This is a genomic window from Pseudomonas sp. YuFO20 (assembly GCF_035064975.1).
GTDB lineage: Bacteria > Pseudomonadota > Gammaproteobacteria > Pseudomonadales > Pseudomonadaceae > Aquipseudomonas > Aquipseudomonas putida_AE.
In genome coordinates this window covers 1-401 of record NZ_JAXDEO010000199.1, presented here as the reverse complement: position 1 = coordinate 401, position 401 = coordinate 1, and the positions used below count along the sequence as shown (strand labels likewise).

The following is a 401-nucleotide window of genomic DNA, read 5'->3' as shown; positions in this document are numbered from 1 at the left end:
GGCATGGGCCAACGCAATGATATCGGTGATGTAAAACTCGCCCTGTGCGTTGTCGTTATTCAACATCCCCAGCCAGCGCTTCAGATCGCGCCCGTTCGCCACCAGGATGCCGGTATTGATCTCGTTGATCTGGCGCTGCGCCTCGCTGGCATCCTTGTGTTCGACGATGCCCACCACGTTGCCCTGCTCGCGCACGATGCGGCCGTAGCCGCTCGGATCGTCCAGCTTGACCGTCAGCAGACCGATACCGCCCTGCGGTTTGGCCGCCAGCAGGCGTTGCAGCGTATCCACGGAGATCAACGGCACGTCGCCGTACAGCATCAGCACGTCTTCATCGTCGGCAAAGTGCGGCGCGGCCTGCTGCATTGCATGGCCGGTACCCAATTGCTCGGCCTGCAGCA

At 62.1% G+C, this 401-nt stretch carries 1 pseudogene; it reads right to left on the bottom strand.

Features of this window, described 5'->3' with window-relative positions:
• Positions 1-401: pseudogene (gene glmU, locus SOP85_RS31255) on the bottom strand (bifunctional UDP-N-acetylglucosamine diphosphorylase/glucosamine-1-phosphate N-acetyltransferase GlmU); the annotation flags it as partial.